The organism is Escherichia sp. F1, from assembly GCF_046764225.1.
GTDB lineage: Bacteria > Pseudomonadota > Gammaproteobacteria > Enterobacterales > Enterobacteriaceae > Escherichia > Escherichia coli.
Window position 1 is genome coordinate 201,044 of sequence record NZ_CP177202.1, and the last position, 22,613, is coordinate 223,656.

The 22,613-nt window shown below is 53.3% G+C and carries 16 protein-coding genes; 12 read left to right on the forward strand and 4 right to left on the reverse strand.

What is annotated here, in order from left to right; genetic code table 11:
• Window positions 1-423: 423 nt before the first annotated feature.
• Together ACK8NJ_RS00890 and ACK8NJ_RS00895 are read left to right on the forward strand one after the other, a co-directional pair.
• Complete coding sequence (locus tag ACK8NJ_RS00890; protein WP_001295224.1) at window positions 424-531, forward strand: type I toxin-antitoxin system toxin Ldr family protein; 108 nt, start codon at window positions 424-426, stop codon at window positions 529-531.
• A 375-nt stretch (window positions 532-906) separates the two neighbouring features.
• Entirely contained in the window at window positions 907-1,014 is a 108-nt protein-coding gene (locus ACK8NJ_RS00895; protein ID WP_001295224.1) for a type I toxin-antitoxin system toxin Ldr family protein, read from the forward strand.
• 86 nt (window positions 1,015-1,100) lie between these two features.
• Here the strand turns inward: ACK8NJ_RS00895 and bcsG are convergent, their stop codons facing one another.
• The 3 genes from bcsG to bcsE are packed head-to-tail and all read right to left on the reverse strand — an operon-like array spanning window position 1,101 to window position 4,536.
• Entirely contained in the window at window positions 1,101-2,780 is a 1,680-nt protein-coding gene (gene bcsG, locus ACK8NJ_RS00900; RefSeq protein ID WP_000191581.1) for a cellulose biosynthesis protein BcsG, read from the reverse strand.
• The gene (gene bcsF, locus ACK8NJ_RS00905) at window positions 2,777-2,968 is read right to left on the reverse strand and encodes a cellulose biosynthesis protein BcsF (RefSeq protein WP_000988308.1); all 192 of its coding nucleotides are present in this window, start codon (window positions 2,966-2,968) and stop codon (window positions 2,777-2,779) included. Before bcsF ends, bcsG begins: the two co-directional genes overlap by 4 nt.
• A complete protein-coding gene (gene bcsE, locus ACK8NJ_RS00910) occupies window positions 2,965-4,536 on the reverse strand; it encodes a cellulose biosynthesis c-di-GMP-binding protein BcsE (protein WP_001204912.1) in 1,572 nt (523 codons plus the stop codon). Before bcsE ends, bcsF begins: the two co-directional genes overlap by 4 nt.
• A 271-nt stretch (window positions 4,537-4,807) precedes the next feature.
• Here bcsE and bcsR point away from each other — a divergent pair, with 271 nt between their 5' ends.
• The 9 genes from bcsR to ACK8NJ_RS00955 all read left to right on the forward strand — a co-directional run bounded on the left by bcsR (window position 4,808) and on the right by ACK8NJ_RS00955 (window position 20,548).
• A complete protein-coding gene (gene bcsR / locus ACK8NJ_RS00915) occupies window positions 4,808-4,996 on the forward strand; it encodes a cellulose biosynthesis protein BcsR (protein WP_001063314.1) in 189 nt (62 codons plus the stop codon).
• A gap of 11 nt (window positions 4,997-5,007) precedes the next feature.
• Window positions 5,008-5,760: a cellulose biosynthesis protein BcsQ gene (gene bcsQ / locus ACK8NJ_RS00920; protein ID WP_411962046.1), complete on the forward strand. Its 753-nt coding sequence runs from the start codon at window positions 5,008-5,010 to the stop codon at window positions 5,758-5,760.
• Window positions 5,757-8,375 carry a UDP-forming cellulose synthase catalytic subunit gene (gene bcsA / locus ACK8NJ_RS00925; RefSeq protein WP_042096803.1) on the forward strand — a complete coding sequence of 873 codons (2,619 nt, stop codon included), beginning with the start codon at window positions 5,757-5,759 and terminating at the stop codon, window positions 8,373-8,375. Before bcsQ ends, bcsA begins: the two co-directional genes overlap by 4 nt.
• 10 nt (window positions 8,376-8,385) lie before the next feature.
• On the forward strand, window positions 8,386-10,725 hold the full coding sequence (gene bcsB, locus ACK8NJ_RS00930) for a cellulose biosynthesis cyclic di-GMP-binding regulatory protein BcsB (RefSeq protein ID WP_411962047.1): 2,340 nt from the start codon (window positions 8,386-8,388) through the stop codon (window positions 10,723-10,725).
• 6 nt (window positions 10,726-10,731) lie between these two features.
• Window positions 10,732-11,838: a cellulose synthase complex periplasmic endoglucanase BcsZ gene (bcsZ, locus tag ACK8NJ_RS00935; RefSeq protein WP_001330682.1), complete on the forward strand. Its 1,107-nt coding sequence runs from the start codon at window positions 10,732-10,734 to the stop codon at window positions 11,836-11,838.
• Window positions 11,820-15,293, forward strand: a complete 3,474-nt coding sequence (gene bcsC, locus ACK8NJ_RS00940; protein ID WP_328180649.1) for a cellulose synthase complex outer membrane protein BcsC — start codon at window positions 11,820-11,822, stop codon at window positions 15,291-15,293. The genes bcsZ and bcsC overlap by 19 nt, the downstream gene beginning before the upstream one ends.
• A gap of 81 nt (window positions 15,294-15,374) precedes the next feature.
• A complete protein-coding gene (gene hmsP / locus ACK8NJ_RS00945) occupies window positions 15,375-17,363 on the forward strand; it encodes a biofilm formation regulator HmsP (RefSeq protein ID WP_001266310.1) in 1,989 nt (662 codons plus the stop codon).
• A gap of 182 nt (window positions 17,364-17,545) precedes the next feature.
• A complete protein-coding gene (gene dctA, locus ACK8NJ_RS00950; RefSeq protein WP_000858213.1) occupies window positions 17,546-18,832 on the forward strand; it encodes a C4-dicarboxylate transporter DctC in 1,287 nt (428 codons plus the stop codon).
• Between the two features lie 219 nt (window positions 18,833-19,051).
• Window positions 19,052-20,548, forward strand: coding sequence for a M16 family metallopeptidase (locus ACK8NJ_RS00955; RefSeq protein ID WP_001562260.1), 1,497 nt, complete (start codon window positions 19,052-19,054; stop codon window positions 20,546-20,548).
• Between the two features lie 95 nt (window positions 20,549-20,643).
• Here ACK8NJ_RS00955 and kdgK read toward each other — a convergent pair whose 3' ends face one another.
• Entirely contained in the window at window positions 20,644-21,573 is a 930-nt protein-coding gene (gene kdgK / locus ACK8NJ_RS00960; RefSeq protein ID WP_001296796.1) for a 2-dehydro-3-deoxygluconokinase, read from the reverse strand.
• Window positions 21,574-21,804: 231 nt separating this feature from the next.
• Here kdgK and pdeH point away from each other — a divergent pair, with 231 nt between their 5' ends.
• The gene (gene pdeH / locus ACK8NJ_RS00965; RefSeq protein WP_001469364.1) at window positions 21,805-22,572 is read left to right on the forward strand and encodes a cyclic-guanylate-specific phosphodiesterase; all 768 of its coding nucleotides are present in this window, start codon (window positions 21,805-21,807) and stop codon (window positions 22,570-22,572) included.
• Window positions 22,573-22,613 lie beyond the last annotated feature (41 nt).

Genomic DNA, 22,613 nt, shown 5'->3' on the forward strand with positions numbered 1-22,613 from the left:
CTCTTGCGCAACAGGTGGAGAAGTCGAATACGCAGTATGTAAAAAATGAGGCAACAGATTCACTGGGGAGGTCGCGAGGAGGCGCAATTCTACAAAATTGCGCATTTCACTACCAGTCTGGAGTCAGCCCGGATATGAACTGCAACTATTGCAAATAAAGAAATTAAGCTGGAAGGCATCACGCAATGAGGAAGATAGCCGGGTGCTGACAGTAAAAAGCAATCGTAAAATCAGCGGCAAGCCGGAAAGGTTCCGGTGAGGCGCAATGTTGCGGGGGCTTAATCCCTGGTGGCATTGGTTGCTGGAGAGAGAAAACCCCCGCACGTTGCAGGTATGCACCTGACAACATCACGGGGGCTAATCTTGACTCTAGACCACTCAAGAATAGCCGCGAAACGTTGTCATTACAACAGAGGCGGCTATATGACGCTCGCAGAGCTGGGCATGGCCTTCTGGCATGATTTAGCGGCTCCGGTCATTGCTGGCATTCTTGCCAGCATGATCGTGAACTGGCTGAATAAGCGGAAGTAACGTGTCAGACGGGCGTCAGGCTGCCGTAATGGCAATTTGCGCCCGGACCAGGCCGCAGGGATAAAACTCTGCGGCCTTTTTCGTAAGAAAAATGCAACGGTTGCAAGCGGATAATATTCTGCGGAATGCGCAGCACAGAGTGAAGAAGTGATGGATTTCGACGAACAAAAATGGCCGTAGAATCAGCAGCAAGCCGGAAGGGTTCCGGTGAGGCGCAATGTTGCGGGGGCTTTATCCCTGGTGGCATTGGTTGCTGGAGAGAGAAAACCCCCGCACGTTGCAGGTATGCACCTGACAACATCACGGGGGCCATTCTTGCATCCAAACAATACAAGAATAGCCGCGAAACGTTGTCATTACAACTCAGGCGGCTATATGACGCTCGCAGAACTGGGCATGGCCTTCTGGCATGATTTAGCGGCTCCGGTCATTGCTGGCATTCTTGCCAGTATGATCGTGAACTGGCTGAACAAGCGGAAGTAACGTGTCATGCGGGTGCCAGGCTGCCGTAATGGCAATTTGCGCCCGGACCAGGCCGCAGGGGTGAAACTCTGCGGCCTTTTTCGTGCTTACTGCGGGTAAGGCACCCAGTCGCCGCCGTTCAGGCGAACGTACGGTTTATCCTGGTATTGAATAACTACTGCATTTGAGTTCTCGGAGACCGGTGCTGTTTGTGGTAACCCACTGGTGAGTTTTTTCCAGTCAACATTGTCTTCGGAGAAAATCTTGCCATCAAGAACGCGAACCACCAGATCGGAGATAGCCAGGAAGCTGCTCGGTTGGTCGATGACAATCGGTGCCCCCTGATGTGGTGCCTTCATGCCGAAGAATTTCACCCCAACGGGGACGTCTGTGATAGACGGGCTAGGGATATCACGTAGGCCAGATACCTGCATTCTGTCGCCCTTCAGCGCGCCACCGTGTTCCGGCACCACGACCACCATCACTTTACGACCCGATTTCTCCAGTTCTGTAAAGAAGGCGTCCAGTTCATCAAAGAATTTCTGCGCCCGCGCTTTGTAATCCGCTGTTTTGCTGACGCCCGGATAATGGTTGCCGTCATGCAGTGGAAGCGTGTTGTAGAACGTGGCACTACGGCTGTTTTTATCTTTTTCGGTAACGTCCAGCCAGCGGTTAAGCACGGCGGTATCGTCATAAACCGGCGAACCATCAAAGCCCAGCAAAATAACCGGCAGATTTGTTTGATCCATCAATTCGGTCTGCATGCCGCCATTTTCGCGAACTTCTTTCAAAAAACCGCCGAACTGGCCGTTATGTCCCATCATCAGGTGCTGGGTAAAGCCCAGTTTCGACAGGTTATCAAACAGATAGCAGTCATTATTTGCCGGTTGATACAGATTAGTGTGCGAAGTCTGCCCGCAGCTGGCGCGCAGTAAACGGATCGCTGCCGGGCCACTGTAGGAGGTGGCGGAGTTAAAGTTCTTGAACTCAATATCGAAATGCGACCACAGCGGATGCGACATCAACCCGGCGGCTTCTATATCCGACCAGGAAAGCGAACAGATATTAATCACCAGTAGTTCAAATGGCTGAGCATCAGCGGGCAGCGAAGATGGGAAGATCGATTTACGTTTCGCCTCTGCGTTATAGAAATTATTCAGCCAGGCGTTAAGGTTCGCCGTTGTTGGCGGTGCTGTTTGTGCGGGCATATCACCCACTACCGGTGCGCCACCCGTCGCCGCAACGGTTGCCGCTGCGTTACCACCCGTCGTTGTTACAGTGGTCGTCGGTTGACCGGCTGGCCACAAGGAGAAACTTGGTCCCGCCAGGGTAAGTACGTTCAGCCATAGCAGAATGGCAACCACAAAAACGGTAATGCGAATCCATTGTGACAGGAATAACCAGGCCACTAATAAAACAAAAATGGCCCCAATCATCTGCCAGTTAATAAAGCGTGTGACAAGGTCGATTAAATAATCGGTACTGAACCCCGCCACCTGCGAACCCTGGCTCATTATGCTTTCCGGGCCAGGCAACCAGGTGTCATGCCAGAACAAAGCAAAGCCGATCGGCAGGGCAATCCAGTGGCGTAAGCGATGCAGGCTGTAGCGCGGAATGGGCATCAGCAGAAACGCGGCAAACACCAGATTGAGGAGCGGATGGAAGTTAAGATATCCCGCCCACAACAGGCCGAACTTAACCAGAAAATAGAAGTTCCAGCCGGAAAGGCCGCGCCAGTATTGCCAGAGGGAAGAAGGCATGGCGGTATTTTGCGTAAATTGAGTCATTTTTTGGTTGCCCTGGCTTTTTCCGTGCGGCGTAACGTCCCGGCCGGTTTAACATAACGAGGTTTAGCAAAGAACAAACGTAAGGTGTCGCGAATGCGTCGCAAAGAGTGCCGCGCCAGATAGCCCAGCGGGAAAAATATCAGTGCGCAAACGACAATAATTTCAATGATATCGCTGATGGTCATCATGATGAGCGCTCCACAGCATCATCTAACAGTCGCATTGGTTCTGGTATTCGTCGCCAGTGGCGACCATCGTGCTCGGCATTAATGACCGGTTTAGAATTTTGCGTTAAAGGCAGCGGCATGCCCCATTGTTCTGGGGCAAGCAGGCGCATCTGCACCAGCTCGGCACTGATTTGATCATCTTCAAACCAGACCATACGGTTTGAGAAAATGTCGCCAGTCGGCAATGGGAAAATATGGTTCAACGCGGTATCCAGATCGTTAATCCGACAGAATGAGAGAAACAGCACCAGCCGATTACCGCCAATAGTCATGATATCGCCGGTGCGGTTAGGGCGACACAGCGTCAGGGCTTGCTCAACGCGGATACCCGGTACCGGACGTAGGGCAACCAGAACGCCTTTACCGTGGGCAGGCAAGAGGGGGTTATTCATCATGTTGTTGACGGCATTACAGAACACATCCCACTTCTGGAAACCACGCAGTTTGAGCGGCTGGGTCATTGACAGCAAGGTAGTGATATCTTCCGGCACATAGCGACTAAACTTCTGCCCTTGCACGCTTTCGATCATCGTCAGACAGCGGGAGAGTGGGGCATTCCATGGGATAACCATATTTGCACCGCAGGCCAATAACAAACGTTCATCGGTGGCGCGCAGGCTTGCGGTATTTTCCCGTACGAGGATTTTCATCGCACTACCGCGCTGGCGACGCAGAGTATGAATGCTGCGGGCCAGTGGCTCGATTTGCGCATTTTGTTGTAAAGAAAAGACCACCGTCGCCGCCTGAGCGGTACGGGCTTCATTGAACAGGACTTCGTTATTGTTGAACAGTTGCCAGTGTTCTGATAGCGGCGGCGCACCTTCCAGTACAGCAACATTACTCAGAATGCGTTTTTCGTCGCTGCGTGGTTGGATCTCCGCCTCTTCGCTTTGAACTAAGGTCCAGATACCCTTTTGTTGCTGAACGCTAAGCTGCTGACGGGCGCTGACCCCTTTTTCGTTGCACCAGAAGGCAATATCCAGCAAATGTTGGTCGCCCTGAAAACGCAAACTGGCAAGACCAAAAAGTGAACGGTATTCCTCAAGCAACAATGAAAATTGTTTATCGTTATTATTTCCGGGATTAATTACCAAAAGCGAACAATGGTTTAACCTGCTCCATTTATTCATTTTATCCAACCATGAGCGAAGCCGCTCGGCAGGAATGTTTTGCCATGCGTTATTTGCGCAAACAAGAATAAAAAGGTAATTATGGGGATCAATAGAACACTGCAAATCACGGGCCAAATAGTATAGACCTTTTTCATGATTTAGCATTGAAAATAATTTTATTTTTTCCGGCCCTTGAGAATCATCTAATTGAAAGATTTTCGCCGGATCGCTGTCCATGCTAATGACCGCGACGTGTGCGGTTTCAGCCTGGGATGCAATTGTTTGATTCGCCAGACTGATAGCATCTTCATGGCGATCGACGTTAAACCACCAGACGCCGCCTGCTGGCATATGTCGCAGCTCATCCCATAATGATGAGATACCGATAGAGAATACAGGGTCCACAATGTCCCTCATGTCATCATTTTGTCTGATTATCAGTTTACTAGCGAAAGCTAAGAAATAAACCTACCATTGAAATTAAAACTTATCAGATTTAGCATGTGAATCAATTTAGCAGGTCACAAGACGTGTGATTTTAGTCTTTTCGTTTTTAACTTTTTTTGTTGCGTAACGGAAAGTCAAAAAGTGAGCAAATTCCCGTCTCGCCGTAAACAATAAACCGGCGAAATGCTCACGGTTAGAATTGTCTCATGAACGGTACGGTTATTTCATAGGGATCAAGCAAATGAATAACAATGAACCAGATACTCTGCCTGATCCCGCGATAGGCTATATCTTCCAGAATGATATTTTGGCGTTAAAGCAGGCATTTTCACTGCCTGATATTGATTATGCCGATATTTCCCAACGCGAACAGTTGGCCGCGGCATTAAAACGCTGGCCGTTGCTGGCAGAGTTTGCGCAACAAAAGTAGGGGATTGGTGAATGGCCGTACTGGGATTGCAGGGGGTGCGGGGAGGCGTGGGGACAACAACCATCACCGCCGCATTAGCCTGGTCATTACAAATGTTGGGAGAAAATGTCCTGGTGGTCGATGCCTGCCCGGACAACTTGTTGCGCCTGTCATTTAACGTTGATTTTACCCACCGTCAGGGCTGGGCCAGAGCTATGCTGGATGGCCAGGACTGGCGTGACGCTGGGTTGCGCTATACCTCGCAACTCGATTTGCTGCCTTTTGGTCAGTTATCCATTGAAGAACAAGAAAATCCACAGCACTGGCAAACCCGGCTGAGCGATATTTGCTCCGGCTTACAGCAACTAAAAGCCAGCGGGCGTTACCATTGGATTTTAATCGACTTACCGCGTGATTCCTCGCAGATAACCCACCAGCTGCTGAGTTTGTGCGATCACTCGCTGTCAATCGTCAATGTGGATGCCAACTGCCATATCCGACTGCATCAGCAAGCGCTGCCGGATGGCGCGCATATTTTGATTAATGACTTCCGTATCGGCAGTCAAGTTCAGGACGATATTTACCAGCTTTGGTTGCAAAGCCAGCGCCGATTACTGCCGATGCTCATTCATCGTGATGAAGCGATGGCTGAATGCCTGGCGGCTAAGCAACCAGTCGGTGAATATCGCAGTGATGCGCTGGCGGCTGAAGAGATACTGACGCTGGCGAACTGGTGCCTGTTGAACTATTCCGGGCTGAAAACGCCAGTCGGGAGTGCATCATGAGTATCCTGACCCGGTGGTTGCTTATCCCGCCGGTCAACGCGCGGCTTATCGGGCGTTATCGCGATTATCGTCGTCACGGCGCGTCGGCTTTCAGCGCGACGCTCGGCTGTTTTTGGTTGATCCTGGCCTGGATTTTTATTCCGCTGGAGCACCCGCGCTGGCAGCGTATTCGCGCAGAACATAAAAACCTGTATCCGCATATCAACGCCTCGCGTCCGCGTCCGCTGGACCCGGTCCGTTATCTCATTCAAACATGCTGGTTACTGATCGGTGCATCGCGCAAAGAAACGCCGAAACCGCGCAGGCGGGCATTTTCAGGTCTGCAGAATATTCGTGGACGTTACCATCAATGGATGAACGAGCTGCCTGAGCGCGTTAGCCATAAAACACAGCATCTTGATGAGAAAAAAGAGCTCGGCCATTTGAGTGCCGGGGCGCGGCGGTTGATCCTCGGTATCATCGTCACCTTCTCGCTGATTCTGGCGTTAATCTGCGTTACTCAGCCGTTTAACCCGCTGGCGCAGTTTATCTTCCTGATGCTGCTGTGGGGTGTAGCACTGATCGTACGGCGGATGCCGGGGCGCTTCTCGGCGCTAATGTTGATTGTGCTGTCGCTGACCGTTTCTTGCCGTTATATCTGGTGGCGCTATACCTCTACGCTGAACTGGGACGATCCGGTCAGCCTGGTGTGCGGGCTTATTCTGCTCTTCGCTGAAACGTACGCGTGGATTGTGCTCGTGCTCGGCTACTTCCAGGTGGTATGGCCGCTGAATCGTCAGCCGATGCCATTGCCGAAAGATATGTCGCTGTGGCCGTCGGTGGATATCTTTGTCCCGACTTACAACGAAGATCTCAACGTGGTGAAAAATACCATTTACGCCTCGCTGGGTATCGACTGGCCGAAAGACAAACTGAACATCTGGATCCTCGATGACGGCGGCAGGGAAGAGTTTCGCCAGTTTGCGCAAAACGTGGGGGTGAAATATATCGCCCGCACCACTCATGAACATGCGAAAGCGGGCAACATCAACAATGCGCTGAAATATGCCAAAGGCGAGTTCGTGTCGATTTTCGACTGCGACCACGTACCAACGCGATCGTTCCTGCAAATGACCATGGGCTGGTTCCTGAAAGAAAAACAGCTGGCGATGATGCAGACGCCGCACCACTTCTTCTCACCGGACCCGTTTGAACGCAACCTGGGACGTTTCCGTAAAACACCTAACGAAGGCACGCTGTTCTATGGTCTGGTGCAGGATGGCAACGATATGTGGGACGCCACTTTCTTCTGCGGTTCCTGTGCGGTGATTCGCCGTAAGCCGCTGGATGAAATTGGCGGCATTGCTGTCGAAACTGTGACTGAAGATGCGCATACTTCTCTGCGTTTGCACCGTCGTGGCTATACCTCCGCGTATATGCGTATTCCGCAGGCGGCGGGGCTGGCGACCGAAAGTCTGTCGGCGCATATCGGTCAGCGTATTCGCTGGGCGCGCGGGATGGTGCAAATCTTCCGTCTCGATAACCCGCTCACCGGTAAAGGGCTGAAGTTTGCTCAGCGGCTATGTTACGTCAACGCCATGTTCCACTTCTTGTCGGGCATTCCACGGCTGATCTTCCTGACTGCGCCGCTGGCGTTCCTGCTGCTTCATGCCTACATCATCTATGCGCCAGCGTTGATGATCGCCCTGTTCGTGCTGCCGCATATGATTCATGCCAGCCTGACCAACTCGAAGATCCAGGGCAAATATCGCCACTCTTTCTGGAGTGAAATCTACGAAACGGTGCTGGCGTGGTATATCGCACCACCGACGCTGGTGGCGCTGATTAACCCGCACAAAGGCAAATTTAACGTCACCGCCAAAGGTGGACTGGTGGAAGAAGAGTACGTCGACTGGGTGATCTCGCGGCCCTACATCTTCCTTGTTCTGCTCAACCTGGTGGGCGTTGCGGTAGGCATCTGGCGCTACTTCTATGGCCCGCCAACCGAGATGCTCACCGTGGTCGTCAGTATGGTGTGGGTATTCTACAACCTGATTGTTCTTGGCGGCGCAGTTGCGGTATCGGTAGAAAGCAAACAGGTGCGCCGATCGCACCGCGTGGAGATGACGATGCCCGCGGCAATTGCCCGCGAAGATGGTCACCTCTTCTCGTGTACCGTTCAGGATTTCTCCGATGGTGGTTTGGGGATCAAGATCAACGGTCAGGCGCAGATTCTGGAAGGGCAGAAAGTGAATCTGTTGCTTAAACGCGGTCAGCAGGAATACGTCTTCCCGACCCAGGTGGCGCGCGTGATGGGTAATGAAGTTGGGTTGAAATTAATGCCGCTCACCACCCAGCAACATATCGATTTTGTGCAGTGTACGTTTGCCCGTGCGGATACATGGGCGCTCTGGCAGGACAGCTATCCGGAAGATAAGCCGCTGGAAAGTCTGCTGGATATTCTGAAGCTCGGCTTCCGTGGCTACCGCCATCTGGCGGAGTTTGCGCCTTCTTCGGTGAAGGGCATATTCCGTGTGCTGACTTCTCTGGTTTCCTGGGTTGTATCGTTTATTCCGCGCCGCCCGGAGCGGAGCGAAACGGCACAACCATCGGATCAGGCTTTGGCTCAACAATGATGATAACGCGATGAAAAGAAAACTATTCTGGATTTGTGCAGTGGCTATGGGGATGAGTGCGTTCCCCTCTTTCATGACGCAGGCGACGCCAGCAACGCAACCACTGATCAATGCTGAGCCAGCTGTAGCCGCCCAGACGGAACAAAATCCGCAGGTTGGGCAAGTGATGCCGGGCGTGCAGGGCGCTGATGCCCCCATCGTGGCGCAGAACGGTCCTTCGCGTGATGTGAAGCTGACCTTTGCGCAAATTGCGCCGCCGCCGGGCAGCATGGTGCTACGTGGCATTAACCCGAACGGCAGCATTGAGTTTGGTATGCGCAGCGATGAAGTGGTGACGAAGGCGATGCTCAACCTCGAATACACGCCATCGCCATCGTTACTGCCTGTCCAGTCGCAGTTAAAGGTTTATCTCAATGATGAACTGATGGGCGTGCTGCCAGTGACCAAAGAACAGTTGGGTAAAAAAACGCTGGCACAAATGCCCATTAACCCACTGTTTATTACCGACTTCAACCGTGTGCGGCTGGAGTTTGTCGGTCATTATCAGGACGTGTGCGAAAACCCGGCCAGCACCACGCTTTGGCTGGATGTTGGGCGGAGCAGTGGACTGGATTTGACCTATCAGACCCTGAATGTGAAGAATGACCTGTCACACTTCCCGGTACCATTCTTTGACCCGCGTGATAACCGTACTAACACCTTGCCGATGGTCTTTGCGGGTGCGCCGGATGTCGGGCTGCAACAAGCATCTGCCATTGTCGCCTCGTGGTTTGGTTCGCGTTCTGGCTGGCGTGGGCAGAACTTCCCGGTGCTCTATAACCAATTGCCGGATCGCAATGCCATCGTTTTTGCCACCAATGACAAACGCCCGGATTTCCTGCGCGATCATCCGGCGGTAAAAGCCCCGGTGATTGAGATGATCAACCATCCGCAGAATCCTTACGTCAAACTGCTGGTGGTGTTTGGTCGTGACGACAAAGACCTGTTGCAGGCAGCGAAAGGTATCGCTCAGGGTAACATCCTGTTCCGTGGTGAAAGCGTGGTAGTGAATGAAGTGAAACCGCTGCTACCGCGTAAGCCGTACGATGCGCCGAACTGGGTGCGTACCGATCGTCCGGTCACCTTTGGTGAACTGAAAACCTATGAAGAACAGTTGCAATCCAGCGGTCTTGAGCCAGCAGCGATTAATGTTTCGCTAAACCTGCCGCCAGATCTCTACCTGATGCGCAGTACCGGCATTGATATGGATATCAACTATCGCTACACCATGCCGCCGGTGAAAGACAGTTCGCAGATGGATATCAGCCTGAATAACCAGTTCCTGCAATCCTTCAACCTGAGCAGTAAACAGGAGGCGAACCGCCTGCTGCTGCGGATTCCGGTATTACAAGGTTTGCTGGATGGCAAAACGGATGTCTCTATTCCGGCGCTGAAACTGGGCGCGACCAACCAGCTGCGCTTCGACTTTGAGTATATGAACCCGATGCCGGGCGGTTCGGTGGATAACTGCATTACCTTCCAGCCGGTGCAGAATCATGTGGTGATTGGTGACGATTCCACCATCGACTTCTCGAAGTATTACCACTTCATCCCGATGCCGGATCTACGCGCCTTTGCTAACGCGGGCTTCCCGTTCAGCCGGATGGCGGATCTGTCACAAACCATCACCGTGATGCCGAAAGCGCCTAACGAAGCACAGATGGAAACCTTGCTGAATACCGTTGGCTTTATCGGTGCGCAGACGGGCTTCCCGGCGATTAACCTGACGGTGACCGATGATGGCAGCACCATTCAGGGCAAAGATGCCGACATCATGATCGTCGGTGGTATCCCGGACAAACTGAAAGACGATAAGCAGATCGACCTGTTGGTGCAGGCGACCGAAAGCTGGGTGAAAACGCCGATGCGCCAGACCCCGTTCCCCGGCATTGTACCGGATGAGAGCGATCGCGCGGCAGAAACTCAATCAACGCTGACCTCTTCCGGTGCGATGGCGGCGGTGATTGGCTTCCAGTCGCCGTATAACGACCAGCGTAGCGTGATTGCGCTGCTGGCAGATAGCCCACGCGGTTATGAAATGCTTAACGATGCGGTGAACGATAGCGGCAAACGCGCCACCATGTTCGGTTCGGTCGCGGTGATCCGCGAGTCCGGTATCAATAGCCTGCGTGTTGGCGACGTCTATTACGTTGGCCATCTGCCGTGGTTCGAACGCTTATGGTATGCCCTGGCAAACCATCCGATTCTGCTGGCGGTGCTGGCGGCAATCAGCGTCGTGCTGCTGGCCTGGGTACTGTGGCGTCTGCTGCGTATTATCAGCCGTCGTCGTCTTAACCCGGATAACGAGTAATTGAAGATGAATGTGTTGCGTAGTGGACTCGTGACGATGCTGCTGCTGGCTGCCTTTAGTGTTCAGGCAGCCTGCAACTGGCCTGCCTGGGAGCAGTTCAAAAAGGATTACATCAGTCAGGAAGGGCGCGTCATTGACCCAAGTGACGCGCGTAAAATCACCACTTCCGAAGGGCAAAGTTACGGCATGTTCTTTGCCCTGGCGGCTAACGACCGTGCAGCTTTCGATAATATTCTCGACTGGACGCAGAACAATCTCGCTCAGGGTTCTTTAAAAGAACGTTTGCCCGCATGGCTGTGGGGCAAGAAAGAGAACAGTAAGTGGGAAGTGCTGGACAGCAATTCGGCCTCCGATGGTGATGTCTGGATGGCCTGGTCGTTGCTGGAGGCGGGGCGTTTGTGGAAAGAGCAGCGTTATACCGACATCGGCAGCGCATTGTTAAAACGTATTGCGCGGGAGGAAGTGGTGACGGTGCCTGGACTGGGTTCCATGTTGTTGCCAGGCAAAGTGGGATTTGCTGAGGATAACAGCTGGCGTTTTAACCCCAGCTACCTGCCGCCGACGCTGGCGCAGTATTTCACCCGCTTTGGCGCGCCGTGGACCACGCTGCGCGAAACCAATCAACGTTTATTGCTGGAAACCGCCCCGAAAGGCTTTTCGCCAGACTGGGTGCGCTATGAGAAAGACAAAGGCTGGCAGCTAAAAGCCGAAAAAACATTGATCAGCAGCTACGACGCTATCCGCGTTTACATGTGGGTAGGCATGATGCCTGACAGCGATCCGCAAAAAGCGCGGATGCTCAACCGGTTTAAACCGATGGCGACATTCACTGAGAAAAACGGCTATCCGCCAGAAAAAGTGGATGTGGCTACGGGGAAAGCGCAGGGTAAAGGACCGGTCGGTTTTTCTGCCGCCATGCTGCCCTTTTTACAAAACCGCGATGCGCAGGCCGTTCAGCGCCAGCGCGTGGCCGATAACTTTCCCGGCAGCGATGCCTATTACAACTATGTGCTGACCCTGTTTGGACAAGGCTGGGATCAACACCGTTTCCGCTTCTCGACAAAAGGTGAGTTATTACCTGACTGGGGCCAGGAATGCGCAAATTCACACTAAACATATTCACGCTTTCCCTCGGTCTGGCCGTCATGCCGATGGTCGAGGCAGCACCAACCGCTCAGCAACAGTTGCTGGAGCAAGTTCGGTTAGGCGAAGCGACCCATCGTGAAGACCTGGTGCAACAGTCGTTGTATCGGCTGGAACTTATTGATCCGAATAACCCGGACGTCGTTGCCGCCCGTTTCCGTTCTCTGTTACGTCAGGGCGATATTGATGGCGCGCAAAAACAGCTCGATCGGCTGTCGCAGTTAGCGCCGAGTTCAAATGCGTATAAATCGTCGCGGACCACAATGTTGCTTTCCACGCCGGATGGTCGTCAGGCACTGCAACAGGCAAGATTGCAGGCGACTACTGGTCATGCAGAAGAAGCTGTGGCGAGTTACAACAAACTGTTCAACGGTGCGCCGCCGGAAGGTGACATTGCCGTCGAGTACTGGAGTACGGTGGCGAAAATTCCGGCTCGCCGTGGCGAAGCGATTAATCAGCTAAAACGCATTAATGCGGATACGCCGGGCAATACGGGCCTGCAAAACAATCTGGCGCTATTGCTGTTTAGTAGCGATCGCCGTGACGAAGGTTTTGCCGTCCTGGAACAGATGGCGAAATCAAACGCCGGGCGCGAAGGGGCCTCTAAAATCTGGTACGGGCAGATTAAAGACATGCCCGTCAGCGATGCCAGTGTGTCGGCGCTGAAAAAATATCTCTCGATCTTTAGTGATGGCGATAGCGTAGCTGCGGCGCAATCGCAACTGGCAGAACAGCAAAAACAGCTGGCCGACCCTGCTTTCCGCGCTCGTGCGCAAGGTTTAGCGGCGGTGGACTCTGGTATGGCGGGTAAAGCCATTCCCGAACTACAACAGGCAGTGCGGGCGAACCCGAAAGACAGTGAGGCTCTGGGGGCGCTGGGCCAGGCGTATTCTCAGAAAGGCGATCGCGCCAATGCGGTGGCGAATCTGGAAAAAGCCCTCGCCCTGGATCCGCACAGCAGCAACAACGACAAATGGAACAGTCTCCTGAAAGTAAACCGCTACTGGCTGGCGATCCAGCAGGGCGATGCTGCGCTGAAAGCCAATAATCCTGACCGGGCAGAACGGCTGTTCCAGCAGGCACGTAATGTCGATAACACCGACAGCTATGCAGTGCTTGGGCTGGGCGATGTGGCGATGGCGCGCAAAGATTATCCCGCCGCCGAACGCTATTACCAGCAGACCTTGCGTATGGACAGCGGCAACACTAACGCCGTGCGCGGGCTGGCGAATATATACCGCCAGCAATCACCAGAAAAAGCTGAAGCGTTTATCGCCTCGCTCTCTGCCAGTCAGCGGCGCAGCATTGATGATATCGAACGCAGCCTGCAAAACGACCGTCTGGCACAGCAGGCAGAGGCACTGGAAAAGCAGGGCAAATGGGTGCAGGCGGCAGCACTTCAGCGGCAACGACTGGCGCTGGACCCCGGCAGTGTATGGATTACTTACCGACTTTCACAGGATCTCTGGCAGGCCGGACAACGCAGCCAGGCCGATACGTTAATGCGTAATCTGGCGCAGCAGAAGCCGAACGACCCGGAGCAGGTTTACGCTTATGGGCTGTATCTCTCTGGTCATGACCAGGACAGAGCGGCGCTGGCGCATATCAACAGCCTGCCGCGCGCGCAGTGGAGCAGCAATATTCAGGAGCTGGTTAATCGACTGCAAAGCGATCAGGTACTGGAAACCGCTAATCGCCTGCGAGAAAGCGGCAAAGAAGCTGAAGCGGAAGCGATGCTGCGCCAGCAACCACCTTCCACGCGCATAGACCTCACGCTGGCTGACTGGGCGCAACAACGACGTGATTACACCGCCGCTCGCGCTGCATATCAGAATGTCCTGACGCGGGAGCCAACTAACGCCGATGCCATTCTTGGTCTGACGGAAGTGGATATTGCTGCCGGTGACAAAGCGGCGGCACGTAGCCAGCTGGCGAAGCTGCCTGCCACCAATAACGCCTCGCTGAACACTCAGCGGCGCGTGGCGCTGGCACAGGCGCAGCTTGGCGATACCGCAGCGGCGCAGCAGACATTTAATCAGTTGATCCCGCTGGCAAAATCTCAGCCGCCGTCGATGGAAAGTGCGATGGTGCTGCGCGACGGTGCGAAGTTTGAAGCGCAGGCGGGCGATCCAAAGCAGGCGCTGGAAACCTACAAAGACGCGATGGTCGCATCCGGTGTGACCACGACGCGTCCGCAGGATAACGACACCTTTACCCGGCTGACCCGTAACGACGAGAAAGATGACTGGCTGAAACGCGGCGTGCGCAGCGATGCAGCGGACCTCTATCGCCAGCAGGATCTTAACGTCACCCTCGAGCACGATTACTGGGGGTCGAGCGGCACCGGTGGTTACTCCGATCTGAAAGCGCACACTACCATGTTGCAGGTGGATGCGCCGTATTCTGACGGGCGGATGTTCTTTCGTAGTGATTTCGTCAATATGAACGTCGGCAGTTTCTCCACTAATGCCGATGGCAAATGGGATGACAACTGGGGCACCTGTACATTACAGGACTGTAGCGGCAACCGCAGCCAGTCGGATTCCGGTGCCAGCGTGGCGGTCGGTTGGCGAAATGACGTCTGGAGCTGGGATATCGGCACCACGCCGATGGGCTTCAACGTGGTGGATGTGGTCGGCGGCATCAGTTACAGCGATGATATCGGGCCGCTGGGTTACACCGTTAACGCCCATCGTCGGCCCATCTCCAGTTCTTTGCTGGCCTTTGGTGGGCAAAAAGACTCTCCGAGCAATACCGGGAAAAAATGGGGCGGCGTGCGTGCCGACGGCGTGGGGCTAAGCCTGAGCTACGATAAAGGTGAAGCAAACGGCGTCTGGGCATCGCTTAGCGGTGACCAGTTAACCGGTAAAAATGTCGAAGATAACTGGCGCGTGCGCTGGATGACGGGCTATTACTATAAGATCATCAACCAGAATAATCGCCGTGTGACCATTGGTCTTAACAATATGATCTGGCATTACGACAAAGACCTGAGTGGCTACTCACTCGGTCAGGGCGGTTACTACAGCCCGCAGGAATACCTGTCGTTTGCCATACCGGTGATGTGGCGGGAGCGCACGGAAAACTGGTCGTGGGAGCTGGGGGCGTCTGGCTCGTGGTCGCATTCACGCACCAAAACCATGCCGCGTTATCCGCTGATGAATCTGATCCCGACCGACTGGCAGGAAGAAGCTGCGCGGCAATCCAACGATGGCGGCAGCAGTCAGGGCTTCGGCTATACGGCGCGGGCATTACTTGAACGACGTGTTACTTCCAACTGGTTTGTCGGCACGGCAATTGATATCCAGCAGGCGAAAGATTACGCACCCAGCCATTTCCTGCTCTACGTACGTTATTCCGCCGCCGGATGGCAGGGTGACATGGATTTACCGCCGCAGCCGCTGATACCTTACGCCGACTGGTAAGTTTTCAGATAGCGCCTCTCTTAATGCCGCTGCGATCGGGTATACTCGGGCGGCAATCTGGGATTTCCGGGGGGAGACAATTTGCGCGTAAGTCGCTCGTTAACAATCAAGCAGATGGCAATGGTGGCAGCCGTTGTCCTGGTGTTCGTTTTTATTTTTTGCACCGTTTTGCTGTTCCATCTGGTCCAGCAGAATCGCTATAACACGGCTACGCAACTGGAAAGCATTGCTCGCTCTGTCCGCGAACCCTTATCTTCAGCTATTTTGAAAGGCGATATTCCCGAAGCGGAAGCTATTCTTGCCAGCATTAAACCGGCAGGCGTGGTCAGCCGTGCCGATGTAGTGCTGCCTAACCAGTTCCAGGCGCTGCGTAAAAGTTTTATTCCAGAGCGTCCGGTGCCGGTAATGGTTACTCGCCTGTTTGAGCTACCGGTGCAAATCTCGCTGGGCGTCTACTCGCTGGAACGTCCGGCAAATCCGCAGCCAATTGCCTATCTGGTGCTACAGGCGGATTCCTTCCGTATGTATAAGTTCGTGATGAGTACCCTCTCAACGTTAGTGACCATTTACTTACTTTTGTCGTTAATATTGACGGTGGCGATTAGCTGGTGCATTAACCGCCTGATTTTGCATCCGTTACGCAATATTGCTCGCGAACTTAACGCCATCCCTGCCCAGGAGCTTGTTGGTCACCAACTGGCATTACCACGTCTGCATCAGGACGATGAAATCGGTATGCTGGTGCGCAGTTACAACCTCAACCAGCAATTGCTGCAGCGCCATTATGAAGAACAGAACGAAAACGCGATGCGCTTCCCGGTGTCGGATTTGCCGAACAAAGCCTTGCTGATGGAGATGCTGGAGCAGGTTGTCGCGCGTAAACAAACCACCGCGCTGATGATCATCACCTGTGAAACCCTGCGTGATACTGCGGGCGTGCTGAAAGAGGCGCAACGAGAAATTCTGCTGCTGACGCTGGTGGAAAAACTCAAATCGGTACTGTCGCCACGTATGATCCTCGCGCAGATTAGTGGTTATGACTTTGCTGTCATTGCCAATGGTGTACAGGAACCGTGGCACGCAATCACTTTAGGTCAGCAAGTGCTCACTATCATGAGCGAGCGCCTGCCGATTGAACGTATTCAACTCCGTCCGCACTGTAGCATTGGCGTGGCGATGTTCTACGGCGATCTCACCGCCGAACAGCTTTACAGTCGTGCTATTTCTGCGGCATTTACCGCTCGCCATAAAGGCAAGAATCAGATTCAGTTCTTTGATCCGCAGCAGATGGAAGCCGCCCAACAGCGGTTGACGGAAGAGAGCGATATCCTTAATGCACTGGAAAATCATCAGTTTGCGATTTGGTTACAGCCACAGGTCGAGATGACCAGCGGTAAACTGGTCAGTGCGGAAGTGTTACTGCGTATCCAGCAACCGGATGGCAGTTGGGATCTGCCGGATGGCTTAATCGATCGCATTGAATGCTGTGGGCTGATGGTTACCGTTGGTCACTGGGTGCTGGAAGAGTCCTGTCGACTGCTTGCTGCCTGGCAAGAGCGCGGCATTATGCTGCCCTTGTCGGTAAACCTCTCAGCGCTGCAACTGATGCACCCGAATATGGTGGCGGATATGCTGGAACTGTTAACCCGCTATCGCATTCAGCCGGGAACACTGATTCTGGAAGTGACAGAAAGCCGACGTATTGACGACCCTCATGCTGCGGTGGCAATCCTCCGTCCGCTGCGCAATGCCGGAGTTCGGGTGGCGCTGGATGATTTCGGCATGGGCTATGCGGGGCTGCGTCAGCTGCAGCATATGAAATCGTTGCCAATCGACGTACTGAAAATCGACAAAATGTTTGTTGAAGGCTTGCCGGAAGATAGCAGCATGATTGCTGCAATTATCATGTTGGCGCAAAGCCTGAACTTACAAATGATTGCCGAAGGCGTGGAGACTGAAGCACAACGCGACTGGCTGGCAAAAGCGGGCGTTGGTATTGCCCAGGGCTTCCTTTTTGCTCGCCCACTCCCTATTGAAATCTTCGAAGAGAGTTACCTGGAAGAAAAGTAGCTACCCCAAACTGATTACAAAACTTTAAAAAGTGCTGGTTTGTGCGAGCTAGCTCAAACTTTTTAACCTTTTTGTTTCAATTATGATCCAGGTACATTTCTGTGATGTTGTCTGGGTGTTATTTTAAGGCCGCAGGTACCCCATAACCTTACAAGACCTGTGGTTTTACTAAAGGACACCCTATGAAAACCTCTCTGTTTAAAAGCCTTTACTTTCAGGTCCTGACAGCGATAGCCATTGGTATTCTCCTTGGCCATTTCTATCCTGAAATAGGCGAGCAAATGAAACCGCTTGGCGACGGGTTCGTTAAGCTCATTAAGATGATCATCGCTCCTGTCATCTTTTGTACCGTCGTAACGGGCATTGCGGGCATGGAAAGCATGAAGGCGGTCGGTCGTACCGGCGCAGTCGCACTGCTTTACTTTGAAATTGTCAGTACTATCGCGCTGATTATTGGTCTTATCATCGTTAACGTCGTGCAGCCTGGTGCCGGAATGAACGTCGATCCGGCAACGCTTGATGCGAAAGCGGTAGCGGTTTACGCCGATCAGGCGAAAGACCAGGGCATTGTCGCCTTCATTATGGATGTCATCCCGGCGAGCGTCATTGGCGCATTTGCCAGCGGTAACATTCTGCAGGTGCTGCTGTTTGCCGTACTGTTTGGTTTTGCGCTCCACCGTCTGGGCAGCAAAGGCCAACTGATTTTTAACGTCATCGAAAGTTTCTCGCAGGTCATCTTCGGCATCATCAATATGATCATGCGTCTGGCACCTATTGGTGCGTTCGGGGCAATGGCGTTTACTATCGGTAAATACGGCGTCGGCACACTGGTGCAGCTGGGGCAGCTGATTATCTGTTTCTACATTACCTGTATCCTGTTTGTGGTGCTGGTATTGGGTTCAATCGCTAAAGCGACTGGTTTCAGTATCTTCAAATTTATCCGCTACATCCGTGAAGAACTGCTGATTGTACTGGGGACTTCATCTTCCGAGTCGGCGCTGCCGCGTATGCTCGACAAGATGGAGAAACTCGGCTGCCGCAAATCGGTGGTGGGGCTGGTCATCCCGACAGGCTACTCGTTTAACCTTGATGGCACATCGATATACCTGACAATGGCGGCGGTGTTTATCGCCCAGGCCACTAACAGTCAGATGGATATCGTCCACCAAATCACGCTGTTAATCGTGTTGCTGCTTTCTTCTAAAGGGGCGGCAGGGGTAACGGGTAGTGGTTTTATCGTGCTGGCGGCAACGCTCTCTGCGGTGGGCCATTTGCCGGTAGCGGGTCTGGCGCTGATCCTCGGTATTGACCGCTTTATGTCAGAAGCTCGTGCGCTGACTAACCTGGTCGGTAACGGCGTAGCGACCATTGTCGTTGCTAAGTGGGTGAAAGAACTGGACCACAAAAAACTGGACGATGTGCTGAATAATCGTGCGCTGGATGGCAAAACGCACGAATTATCCTCTTAATCTCACCACTTATGCCCGCACTCCCTTCCCCGAGTGCGGGTGTTTGCGCATAATTGACCCCTGTGCCTGAACTTACCACCTGGGTGAGTTCAGGTTTATTTCACTTCTTCCGTGACATTTTCATGTTCTTGCGGTCTAACACGAAGTGTTTTTAACGTCATTTAGACTGACCGACAACGGGCAGTTTTTTATTACCAGGATAGTTGATCAGGGGTTCACATGCAGGGCACAAAAATTCGACTTTTAGCGGGCGGTTTGCTGATGATGGCCACTGCTGGCTATGTGCAGGCAGATGCGCTCCAGCCTGATCCAGCATGGCAACAGGGGACGCTTTCCAACGGTTTACAGTGGCAAGTGCTGACCACGCCCCAGCGTCCCAGCGATCGTGTTGAAATTCGCCTGCTGGTTAATACCGGTTCGCTCGCCGAAAGTACACAACAGAGCGGTTACAGCCACGCCATCCCTCGTATTGCGTTAACGCAAAGCGGTGGCCTTGAAGCAGCACAGGCGCGTTCATTGTGGCAGCAGGGGATCGACCCTAAACGCCCGATGCCGCCGGTAATTGTCTCTTATGACACCACGCTGTTTAATCTGAGTTTGCCCAATAACCGTAACGACTTGCTGAAAGAAGCGCTCTCTTATCTGGCAAATGCCACTGGCAAACTGACTATCACGCCAGAAACCATCAACCACGCGCTGCAAAGTCAGGACATGGTGGCAACCTGGCCTGCCGATACTAAAGAGGGCTGGTGGCGCTATCGTCTGAAAGGATCAACCTTGTTAGGTCACGATCCTGCCGATCCGCTGAAACAACCCGTTGAAGCGGAAAAGATTAAAGATTTCTATCAGAAATGGTACACCCCGGATGCAATGACGCTGCTGGTGGTGGGAAACGTGGATGCGCGCTCGGTCGTCGACCAAATCAATAAAACGTTTGGCGAACTGAAAGGCAAACGTGAAACACCGGCTCCGGTGCCGACGCTTTCTCCGCTGCGTGCGGAAGCGGTGAGTATTATGACCGACGCGGTGCGTCAGGACCGGCTATCTATCATGTGGGATACGCCGTGGCAGCCGATTCGTGAATCAGCCGCACTGCTGCGCTACTGGCGTGCGGACCTGGCCCGTGAGGCGCTGTTCTGGCATGTTCAGCAAGCGTTAAGCGCCAGTAACAGTAAAGATATCGGTCTTGGATTTGACTGTCGTGTGCTGTATCTGCGTGCGCAGTGTGCCATCAACATCGAATCACCAAACGACAAGCTGAACAGCAACCTTAATCTGGTGGCGCGTGAACTGGCGAAGGTTCGCGATAAAGGTCTGCCGGAAGAAGAGTTCAATGCGTTAGTGGCGCAAAAGAAACTGGAGCTGCAGAAACTGTTTGCCGCCTATGCGCGAGCTGATACCGATATTCTGATGGGGCAGCGGATGCGTTCGTTGCAAAATCAGGTCGTCGATATCGCGCCGGAGCAATATCAGAAACTGCGTCAGGATTTCCTTAACAGCCTGACGGTGGAGATGTTAAATCAGGATCTGCGTCAGCAGTTGTCGAATGATATGGCGTTAATACTGCTGCAGCCGAAAGGCGAGCCGGAATTTAACATGAAAGCGTTGCAGGCGGCCTGGGATCAAATCATGGCCCCATCGACTGCGGCTGCCGCCACCTCTGTCGCCACGGATGACGTACATCCTGAAGTGACGGATATTCCACCTGTACAGTAATGCCTGATGGTGATGAGTTAGCACAACCATCAGGTATTTATGGATGAGCTGGATAGAGGGGTAACACTCTATCCAGCCTTTTGCATATGCTGCTTTTACGCTGGCATCGCTTCACGCGGGATAATCGCGCCGCGATACTGAATAACGGTACTTGCGGTCAGGTGCCCGCGTTTCGCCGCGTTTTCCGCACTGCCGCCCGTCAAACGTACCGCCAGATAACCGGCACTGAAAGAGTCGCCAGCTGCGGTGGTATCGATCACTTTTTCTTTCGGCAGTTTCACCGCTGGAACATCCACTAACCCTTCGCCAGCAATGGACACCAGGCAAGAATCCGCCCCGCGTTTCACCACCACTTCTTTCACGCCCGCGTTATGGGTGCGCGCAATGACATCTTCCACCGGCTGTTGACCCCATAGCGCGTCTTCGTCGTCCAGCGTCAGGAAGGCGATATCCGTGCATTCCAGCATTTGCTGGTATACCTGCTGTGTCTCTTCTTTGCTGGCCCACAGGCGCGGACGATAGTTATTGTCGAAAATTACTTTTCCGCCGTTGGCGCGGCATTCGCGCAACAAAGAAAGCAGTTTCTCGCGGCTGGTCGGGCTTAAGATCGCCAGGCTAATCCCGCTCAGGTAGAGATAATCGAAATTCGCCAGCTCTTCGCAAATCGCCGCAGACTGCTCGCTCTCCAGCCAGAATTTGGCGGCGGCTTCGTTACGCCAGTAGTAGAACGTACGTTCGCCGGTGCTGTCGGTTTCAATGTAGTAAAGGCCCGGCAGACGGTTTTCCATCCGTTGGGTCAGGGAAGTATCAACGTTCTCGCCGTGCCAGGCGTCCAGCATTTGCTGGCTAAAACTGTCCGTTCCCAGCGCCGTTACGTAATGAACGGTTAATGCCGCAGGATCGACCTGACGGGCGATATAGACGGAAGTGTTCAGGGTATCGCCGCCGAAACCGCGCTTAACGTCCGCGCCTTTCTCGGAAAGCTCAATCATGCATTCGCCAATCACGGCAATCTTTTTGGACATAGTCGTGAACCTGATCTGTAAAAAATTAGCGTTAGTTTGCGCTGTGGTGGTTTGCTGGTCAACCATATTAAAACAGTGTTCCATTATTTTTTTGAGCCAGCACGTATTCCTGAAAGATTCCGTTGTGGAGTGGGGAAATTTACTCCGGTCAGGCGGTAAAGTTCTGCCCTTGCGCGCCGATAATCTTTGTCGAGTCCGGGCAGCATCACTTTTAAACACAGGACATCTTTGATGATAAGGCAGGTTATCCAGCGAATAAGCAACCCTGAAGCAAGCATCGAGAGCTTGCAGGAACGGCGTTTTTGGTTGCAGTGTGAGCGTGCTTACACCTGGCAGCCGATCTATCAAACATGCGGACGGTTAATGGCCGTGGAGCTATTAACGCTGGTCACGCATCCCTTGAACCCTTCGCAACGCCTGCCACCGGATCGCTATTTTACTGAAATCACCGTCAGCCACCGGATGGAGGTTGTGAAAGAGCAGATTGATTTGCTGGCGCAAAAAGCCGACTTCTTTGTAGAGCACGACCTGCTGGCATCGGTCAATATTGATGGCCCTACGCTCATCGCCCTGCGTCAGCAACCAAAAATCCTGCGCCAGATTGAGCGTCTTCCCTGGCTGCGTTTCGAACTGGTGGAACACATCCGTCTGCCGAAAGATTCAACCTTTGCCTCGATGTGTGAATTTGGCCCGCTGTGGCTGGATGATTTTGGCACCGGGATGGCAAATTTCTCTGCGCTAAGTGAAGTGCGTTATGACTACATCAAAATCGCGCGAGAGCTGTTTGTGATGCTGCGTCAGTCGCCGGAAGGACGCACACTCTTTTCTCAGCTTTTACATTTAATGAATCGCTATTGTCGCGGGGTGATTGTCGAGGGCGTAGAAACACCGGAAGAGTGGCGTGATGTTCAGAACTCGCCCGCATTCGCCGCACAAGGCTGGTTTCTTTCACGCCCGGCACCGATAGAAACGCTGAATACGGCGGTTCTGGCGCTATAAGCTGCCTCATTTTCCGCCTGGCTGGACTATCTTTAGGACTG

Excerpts from the sequence above, each read along its gene's own strand:
- ACK8NJ_RS00890 (WP_001295224.1), top strand. The coding sequence starts at position 424 with ATGACGCTCGCAGAGCTGGGCATGGCCTTCTGGCATGATTTAGCGGCT.
- ACK8NJ_RS00895 (WP_001295224.1), top strand. The coding sequence starts at position 907 with ATGACGCTCGCAGAACTGGGCATGGCCTTCTGGCATGATTTAGCGGCT.
- bcsG (WP_000191581.1), bottom strand. The coding sequence starts at position 2,780 with ATGACTCAATTTACGCAAAATACCGCCATGCCTTCTTCCCTCTGGCAA.
- bcsF (WP_000988308.1), bottom strand. The coding sequence starts at position 2,968 with ATGATGACCATCAGCGATATCATTGAAATTATTGTCGTTTGCGCACTG.
- bcsE (WP_001204912.1), bottom strand. The coding sequence starts at position 4,536 with ATGAGGGACATTGTGGACCCTGTATTCTCTATCGGTATCTCATCATTA.
- bcsR (WP_001063314.1), top strand. The coding sequence starts at position 4,808 with ATGAATAACAATGAACCAGATACTCTGCCTGATCCCGCGATAGGCTAT.
- bcsQ (WP_411962046.1), top strand. The coding sequence starts at position 5,008 with ATGGCCGTACTGGGATTGCAGGGGGTGCGGGGAGGCGTGGGGACAACA.
- bcsA (WP_042096803.1), top strand. The coding sequence starts at position 5,757 with ATGAGTATCCTGACCCGGTGGTTGCTTATCCCGCCGGTCAACGCGCGG.
- bcsB (WP_411962047.1), top strand. The coding sequence starts at position 8,386 with ATGAAAAGAAAACTATTCTGGATTTGTGCAGTGGCTATGGGGATGAGT.
- bcsZ (WP_001330682.1), top strand. The coding sequence starts at position 10,732 with ATGAATGTGTTGCGTAGTGGACTCGTGACGATGCTGCTGCTGGCTGCC.
- bcsC (WP_328180649.1), top strand. The coding sequence starts at position 11,820 with ATGCGCAAATTCACACTAAACATATTCACGCTTTCCCTCGGTCTGGCC.
- dctA (WP_000858213.1), top strand. The coding sequence starts at position 17,546 with ATGAAAACCTCTCTGTTTAAAAGCCTTTACTTTCAGGTCCTGACAGCG.
- ACK8NJ_RS00955 (WP_001562260.1), top strand. The coding sequence starts at position 19,052 with ATGCAGGGCACAAAAATTCGACTTTTAGCGGGCGGTTTGCTGATGATG.
- kdgK (WP_001296796.1), bottom strand. The coding sequence starts at position 21,573 with ATGTCCAAAAAGATTGCCGTGATTGGCGAATGCATGATTGAGCTTTCC.
- pdeH (WP_001469364.1), top strand. The coding sequence starts at position 21,805 with ATGATAAGGCAGGTTATCCAGCGAATAAGCAACCCTGAAGCAAGCATC.